We start from the raw sequence: 6,617 nt of genomic DNA, 5'->3' as shown, positions 1-6,617 counted from the left end.
ACCGTGTTCAGGCGCTTCAAACCGTTCAATCATGTCAAGTTCATCCAATAGTCCCTGTAGCGTCCACTTTTCGAAAAGACCCGCCTCCTGCATTCTTTTTTTCACATAGGACAGATAAATAAGTGCAATAAATTCTACAAATAACTTCCCGTTAAGGGATAATTCGGAGGAAACTTGCAATCTTCTAAAATTTAATCGCTCCTTTAAGTTTCCAAAAGCCTTCTCCACAACATCCTTACTTCTATAAAGGGACAGCGCCTCAAAGGGATCCTTCACTTCATTTGAAAGCAATGCAAAATAGCCGTAGTTCTTTGCCGCCTTAAGCATAGCCTCTTCCTTTGGCCTTATTTTCCGACCCCTCTTTGGTGTTTCTGTGACCTCAAAATACCTTTCGTAGTCTTTTGTGCAATAATCCCGCCTTTTTCCATCCCGCAGATCATTGTATAGACTGGTAAGATAATCATTCATNNNTGTCTGCTTGATCCTTAGCGGCCTTTTCAGGGTTGTAAAATAATAAAAGATAGGCCCGTCTCTTTTCTTTTTGAATGTCTCCTTTGTAGGGGCGTTCCTGCTCATAATCCCATTCTATGGACCTGCAAACTCCGTATGTTCCAAACTGCGGATGCAGATTTGACCACATCTTCAAGTTTTCCTTTTCACCATCCAAAACATCCTTCACGTATTTAAGACCGAGTTTCACCCCGATTACAAATTTCTGATGGCTCTTGTATAACGCATTTATGTTGTCTTTGCTGTAAAATCCGCGGTCAAAGACGATTTTTATTTTCTTATAACCCATTACATTGAATTCTTTCACAAGCTGCTTTACCGTTTTCACATCGGAAACATTGCCGGGAAGTTTACGGTAGTAAAACGGCAGACCGGATTGTTCCCCGAATAAAAGGGCCAGATTGATTTGCGGAAGCCTGTCATGTTCCTTGTTATTTCCTTTTTTGACCTGTTTTAGGGCCTCAGAGTAACTAGAAATAGAGGTTGTATCAAAAGCCCAGTATTCCTGTTCAATTCGACGTTTCCCTTGCATCGTAAAAAAAGACATTCGGCCTTTTTCATCGATGGACTGAAACAGTTCGCTGCTTCTTTGGGAAGGTATGTCATCTCCAAAGGGATGAATATGCAGCTTTTGCCAATGAGAAAATCGGTTCAGTGAATTATTTTCCTCAAGAATAAGATAATAAGCGATAGAGAGTATTTGTTTATAGGTGTCGGGAAAACTAGTTTTAAGATCATCCGTAACACCCGTGACCTTACCAATTTGATCAAACAGATAAGTAGCGTAAAAACTGCGTCGCATTGCGGTAATAGGAAGGGGTCCAGGTTTTAATGGGCCATCTCCATNGGAAAACTAGTTTTAAGATCATCCGTAACACCCGTGACCTTACCAATTTGATCAAACAGATAAGTAGCACCGTAAAAACTGCGTCGCATTGCGGTAATAGGAAGGGGTCCAGGTTTTAATGGGCCTTCTCCAATGGACTGTTCCCGTTTTTTGTAAGCACGTGTAGGTACGATTTCACCGGTAACAGGATCCACTTTTCCAATCAGTTTTCGTTTTGATCGAGATTGTTTTTTCGCCTTATCCCAATAGGCTTTATTTTCATAAGCGTATGTAATTCCCGTTTTTTTGTTTGTATAAAAAATGATCCCCATGTAACTCCACCCCTCGTTATACATTATAATTTGTAACGATGAAAAAGACAAAAAAAAACTCCCAAAATCATTGTCACTACAATGTTTATGGGAGTTTTCCCTCGTTACACATGTCGGGAATCCAGGTTATAAAACTGAAGGATTGGATTATATAGAAAGTTTACCCAATTACTGGGATCCCATTAATACGATGTTTAATAAAGAACATGATATTGGGAGCGAATCGAATGAACGAAAACTTATAATAAATGGTAGAATAGATAGGAAATGAGTCGACTTTAGAGGTATCCACTATCAAGAGGATACTTTGAATAATAAAATGTACCTATTTCTCTATTATAAAAAAATAATCCCCAGCCAGGGCGTGGCTGGGAACTTCAAAAAGGATGTTTCTATACTATTANCTCCCAAAATCATTGTCACTACAATGTTTATGGGAGTTTTCCCTCGTTACACATGTCGGGAATCCAGGATTTAAATATTCTAGAAATTGGGCAATTTGTTGAGCGAATAGAAGAAGGGAAAGCAGTAACAGAAGTATAATGAAATAAGAAAAGAAGCTGACTCAAAATTTCGTCATTTGACGTAATTTAGAGTCAGCTTTATTAAACATAGGGAAGCGCGCAATTTTAATAAGCTAATTTAGATGTAAAACACTTTCATTTAAAGGTTTAAAACGAATCACTTAATCTTAGATCTTGGCACTCTCACGTATAAGCCTTTTTCTTAAAATTAAGACAAGACTCTAAAGACTGAATATGTACCATTGAAAAAAGAAGTATTTCCTAGAAGAAATAGGGAATTCGAAATATTATAACATTGGTTTCTAAAATAGTCAAAGGGTCCTTTCGACAAAACGTGGATATTATACAAAGGGTATAGTTTAATTTCCGGTTGACTTATATTACGAACGGGTGGCGTATCAGGAAGAAGCAGATACGATCTTTCATTATTGGGGCAACAACTTTCGTTTCCAATAAATTCTCTTTAGCGCATAATATCTGCGTTTTGTCGGCTGACCCCAGAAATGATTATGTTTAAAGTACTCGCTCTTTGGAGCTGATGCTGTATGGTTCGTTCCCTAGACTCTCCTTGTTTTCCGAAGAAAATAGCTCTTGCCAGTCCATTCATAGCTTCTCCTTTATTCAATCCTCTTTGTATTTTTCTTCTTAGAGATTCATCCGAAATGTAATTAAGAATAAAGATCGTTTTTTCTATTCGTACCATTTCGCGTAGCGCTTTAGCTAAGCTGTTATGTCTTGAATAAGAACCCAGTTTCCCCATAATAAGGGATGCTGAGACTGTTCCTCTCTTATTGAATGAGCTAATCGCAAAACATCCTCATAATTTTCTTCAATGACCTTTGTAATTATTTGTCTAAGAAAAATAGTTTCTAATTTTGGATACTTCCTTGCTTTATCTATTACAAATAATTTTGAGCCCGATAGATCTCTTATCCTTGAGCGAATTTAAACCCAATAAATAGGTCAATTCGAAGATTTGGTCTATGTAACCGGCCGTGTCTGTATAATATTCCTCTTTGTTTAGATCAGTCTCGTGGTATATAAACCATCCAAAACATGAATCGCATCCCTTGAATTAATATGAATAATCTTTGTGTAGTAAGAAGAGAACTGATCACTCATAAATCGACAGATGGTGGCCCCCTTTTCCAGTTCCGTAATGTGGGTTTGCATCTGCATGTAGTGATGAAGCACCTAACTGCATTCTCATTCCGTCTGACGAAGAAGTTGTACCGTCTCCTAAATTAGGAAGACAATTGTAATTTGTAATAAAATCTACCAATGCGGCTTAGGCTTTATTCATTGCATCTTCATACATGCGCCATTGAGACACATTGGTGTTATCTGGAAGTTAATGTTTTGAATTCGTTGTTGCTTTGCATTTTTTGACTGTCTTAGGGCGAATACCTTCTTCTTGCATAATCCGTGATACCGTTTTCTGTGATACAGGGATACATTTTCTGTTTAATACCTTTGTGCTTTTTTTGCTGCCATAAATACTTCTAGATTCCAAATGTGTCTTTTTTATTTCGGCAGTAAGCTTTTCTTTTTGAATTTTTTGCGTACTCTTTGTACGCTTCTTCCATGCGTAGAATCCACTTTTTGAAACACTTAGTACATCGCACATCTTCGCCACACGAAACTCATGTCGGTGTTCATCTATGAAGCTATAAATACTTCTGGTTTTTTGCGAAGATGCCCATAGCCTTTTTTAAGATGACATTTTCCTCTTCTAAATCACGTAATCTTTATTTGTAAATCCCGTACAGTTTTGTCTTCCGGCTTTAAATTACTACTTCCTACGAATGCATCATCTTTGTCTTCCTTAAATTTTTTGACCCAATTGTGTAAAGTTTGTTCGGCAAGGTTTAGCTCGCGCCCTACTTCTGCTATTCTTTTTCCGTCCTCCACTATTCTAACAGCATCTAGTTTAAATTCTTTGTCATATTTTCTTCTTGTCGTCATATTGGACACTTCGATCAATGATTTGTTAGATAATATTATACGATAGTTTCTCCCAATTTACTGTGTCCAATATTTAGACTAACATCACTTTACCCCCTACTCAAAAAGATTGCCATTTTCATTAAACTCAAATGGATATGGTTCTGAAGCAAGTGTGAATCCTTCTGTATTTTTCACATGTTCCAAATAGGCCACTGACACTTCGACTTCGTCTAGTTCAAGTGTGTTTTTAATGCGAATGATTTTTGCGTTCTTAGGATCCACTCTATTACACGTTTTTAAAGCAATCACAATTGCTTCCTTATCATTATTCATGAGAACCGGTAATTTTGCGGGATCTAAAATAGTCGCTGTAATTGAGTTAGTATACATCGTTCCAAGGTCAATCTTACTTACACATTTAGTCGTGGAAATGTCACTCATTCCAATTCCTGCACCGTTTCCATGGGACTGCTTTGTTACATCAAGTACAACAATTTTTTTAATATCTGGGGCATCGAAACCCTCTTTTAACATAGAACCAGGACGACCCGTGACGTTCGGATCCATTCCCTCACCGCTTATGTTTTTTCCAATTTCATCAACAATTAGGACATCGATGTCGTTGACATTAATACGAGCAATATTTTCCTTCGCAAGCTTCAATAAGTCTTTTTCTCTGTCTAAAATATGCTCCGGATGGATTGCTTCAATTCGCATAATATCATCATACGCATTTTCCACAATAGCCAATCCAAATATAACCGGTGCTCCTTTTAAAAATTGCTCTGCTGCACGAGGAAGGAGATAATGGAATGTATCAAAGCCTTGTTTATGAAGACTTGTCGCGCCAGCATGTTTTCCAAGACCAATAACCATCATTTTGACTAATCCACTTTCATAGTCACCCTTGAAATCTGCATGTGGCTTAACTTTGTTTATCAAGACTATTCCATCAGAGTTGTAGGCATTTTTATCACAATATACGGGAATCCCTTCATCAAGCATTCCTACCTTTACCGTATCCATGGATGAGATAATTGGTACATTCATACTTTCTTCCGTAATGTTGTAGTTTTCCAAAAAGTGCTTTTGACCTTCCGCCGTGGCTCCTCCGTGGCTCCCCATTGCTGGTACAATGAAGGGTTCAGCCCCAGCATCCTTTAACTCATCTAACACCTTCTTCGTAATTTTATCGATATCTTTGATTCCTCTACTTCCAGCTGTTATGGCAATTCTTTTTCCTTGTAAATTTGCTAGAACCATTTTCTCGGCTAGCTCATTCGAAATATGTGTTTCAACATCGGCAATTTTTTCATCATTAAATTTTTGATGAACCTTTATCATTTTCGGTAGTTCAATGTTGTCAAAACCACCTTCAATTGTTACATTTACTTTTCCAAAGTTCACTTTCGTTCACCTTCTTTGAGGAATTACTTTCATGTACGAAGAATGGTTTGGAAGGAAGCCCTCCAAACCATTGTTCTATAAACCGCGTCTTTTCGCAATACATATCGAACCAAAACCAGCAAGGTCTCTTTGGTCCTCACTAGATACAGCCTTTATTTCTGAAAAGTAGCCATCTTCCTTTACGATTGCTTCGAAAGAATCCTTCATGCTATCTTTTCCTGCAATGATGACTTTTGTATCCTGACTAACATTAAGAGATTCACTATTTTTTATGGCCTTGATATCACCTGATAAAACGACACCTAATAAAAAGTTCGCTTTTTCATTATCAGTTAAATAGGTAAACTGGCTTAGGATTCGTACCGAAAAGGCGGTACGTGTAACCCCCACACGTGTCCCATTTTCAAACCCTTTTAAAACCAATTCCTTTTGAAAATCAGTTGCAAATGATTTGTTAACGGCATCTGCAATGATTGTATTATGAGTGATAACGGATAATAATTCTCCTGCAATTGAGGTTAAACAACCTGTCATCTTGTTTTCTTCATTAAGTGAAACAAATTTTGAGTGTGAACCAGGTAAGACAAATACCGCCGGACCTTCTACTCGAAGTCTTTCGATGAGTCCGATTGTCTCTACCTCTTCGCCTCTCATAATATCCATTTGCTCACAATTATCTACTGAAACTACAGGAACATTATTTTTAATTCCTGGGATAAACCATATTTCTTTGTCTACGATATTTGGAAGCATTTTTGGCACCATCCCCGAAGCCAGCTCCTCCACTCCTGCAGGAGCTAGTAAATGAGGTACTTCAACTAACCCCACATTGGATGTAATCATTCCAGAACCAATAATGGTTGCAATATCCTTTACTGTTAGTTTCTTTTGGTTTAATACATCTTCAATCAATTCTTTAACTGAGTTCTGTAGCTGTTGATTATGGCCATCAATAGCTGTATTCCGCACCCCAACCTCACAAAAGGCTTTGGCAATGGCCATTTCGTCCTCCCAAAGGGTTACCCGTGAATTGGTTGTACCTGTATCAATCGTTATTCTATACATAAGAAC

4 protein-coding genes and 4 pseudogenes are annotated in these 6,617 nt (G+C 37.7%); all 8 read right to left on the bottom strand.

From position 1 onward, the window contains the following. Positions 1-1,345 (bottom strand): annotated as a pseudogene (locus LKW28_RS23310) (IS1634 family transposase); the annotation flags it as partial. Between the two features lie 20 nt (positions 1,346-1,365). Continuing rightward, positions 1,366-1,668, bottom strand: a pseudogene (locus LKW28_RS23305) (IS1634 family transposase); the annotation flags it as partial. Positions 1,669-2,655: 987 nt separating this feature from the next. Next, the gene (locus LKW28_RS23300; RefSeq protein ID WP_420708911.1) at positions 2,656-2,997 is read right to left on the bottom strand and encodes a Tn3 family transposase; all 342 of its coding nucleotides are present in this window, start codon (positions 2,995-2,997) and stop codon (positions 2,656-2,658) included. Beyond that, positions 2,913-3,314, bottom strand: a pseudogene (locus LKW28_RS23295) (Tn3 family transposase). The gene LKW28_RS23300 and the pseudogene LKW28_RS23295 overlap by 85 nt, the downstream one beginning before the upstream one ends. Beyond that, entirely contained in the window at positions 3,307-3,474 is a 168-nt protein-coding gene (locus LKW28_RS23290) for a Tn3 family transposase (RefSeq protein WP_420708910.1), read from the bottom strand. Before LKW28_RS23290 ends, LKW28_RS23295 begins: the two are co-directional and overlap by 8 nt. 72 nt (positions 3,475-3,546) lie before the next feature. Then, positions 3,547-4,157: pseudogene (locus LKW28_RS23285) on the bottom strand (transposase); the annotation flags it as partial. Between the two features lie 96 nt (positions 4,158-4,253). Further along, positions 4,254-5,546, bottom strand: coding sequence for a lactate racemase domain-containing protein (locus tag LKW28_RS18855; protein ID WP_229141989.1), 1,293 nt, complete (start codon positions 5,544-5,546; stop codon positions 4,254-4,256). A gap of 75 nt (positions 5,547-5,621) precedes the next feature. Then, entirely contained in the window at positions 5,622-6,611 is a 990-nt protein-coding gene (locus LKW28_RS18850) for a 2-dehydro-3-deoxygalactonokinase (protein ID WP_229141988.1), read from the bottom strand. Between the last annotated feature and the right edge of the window lie 6 nt (positions 6,612-6,617).

The organism is Bacillus sp. REN16, from assembly GCF_020731355.1.
In the GTDB taxonomy this organism is placed as follows: domain Bacteria; phylum Bacillota; class Bacilli; order Bacillales; family Bacillaceae_L; genus Ferdinandcohnia.
This window is presented reverse-complemented; position numbering and strand designations above follow the sequence as displayed.

Excerpts from the sequence above, each read along its gene's own strand:
- LKW28_RS18850 (WP_229141988.1), bottom strand. The coding sequence starts at position 6,611 with ATGTATAGAATAACGATTGATACAGGTACAACCAATTCACGGGTAACC.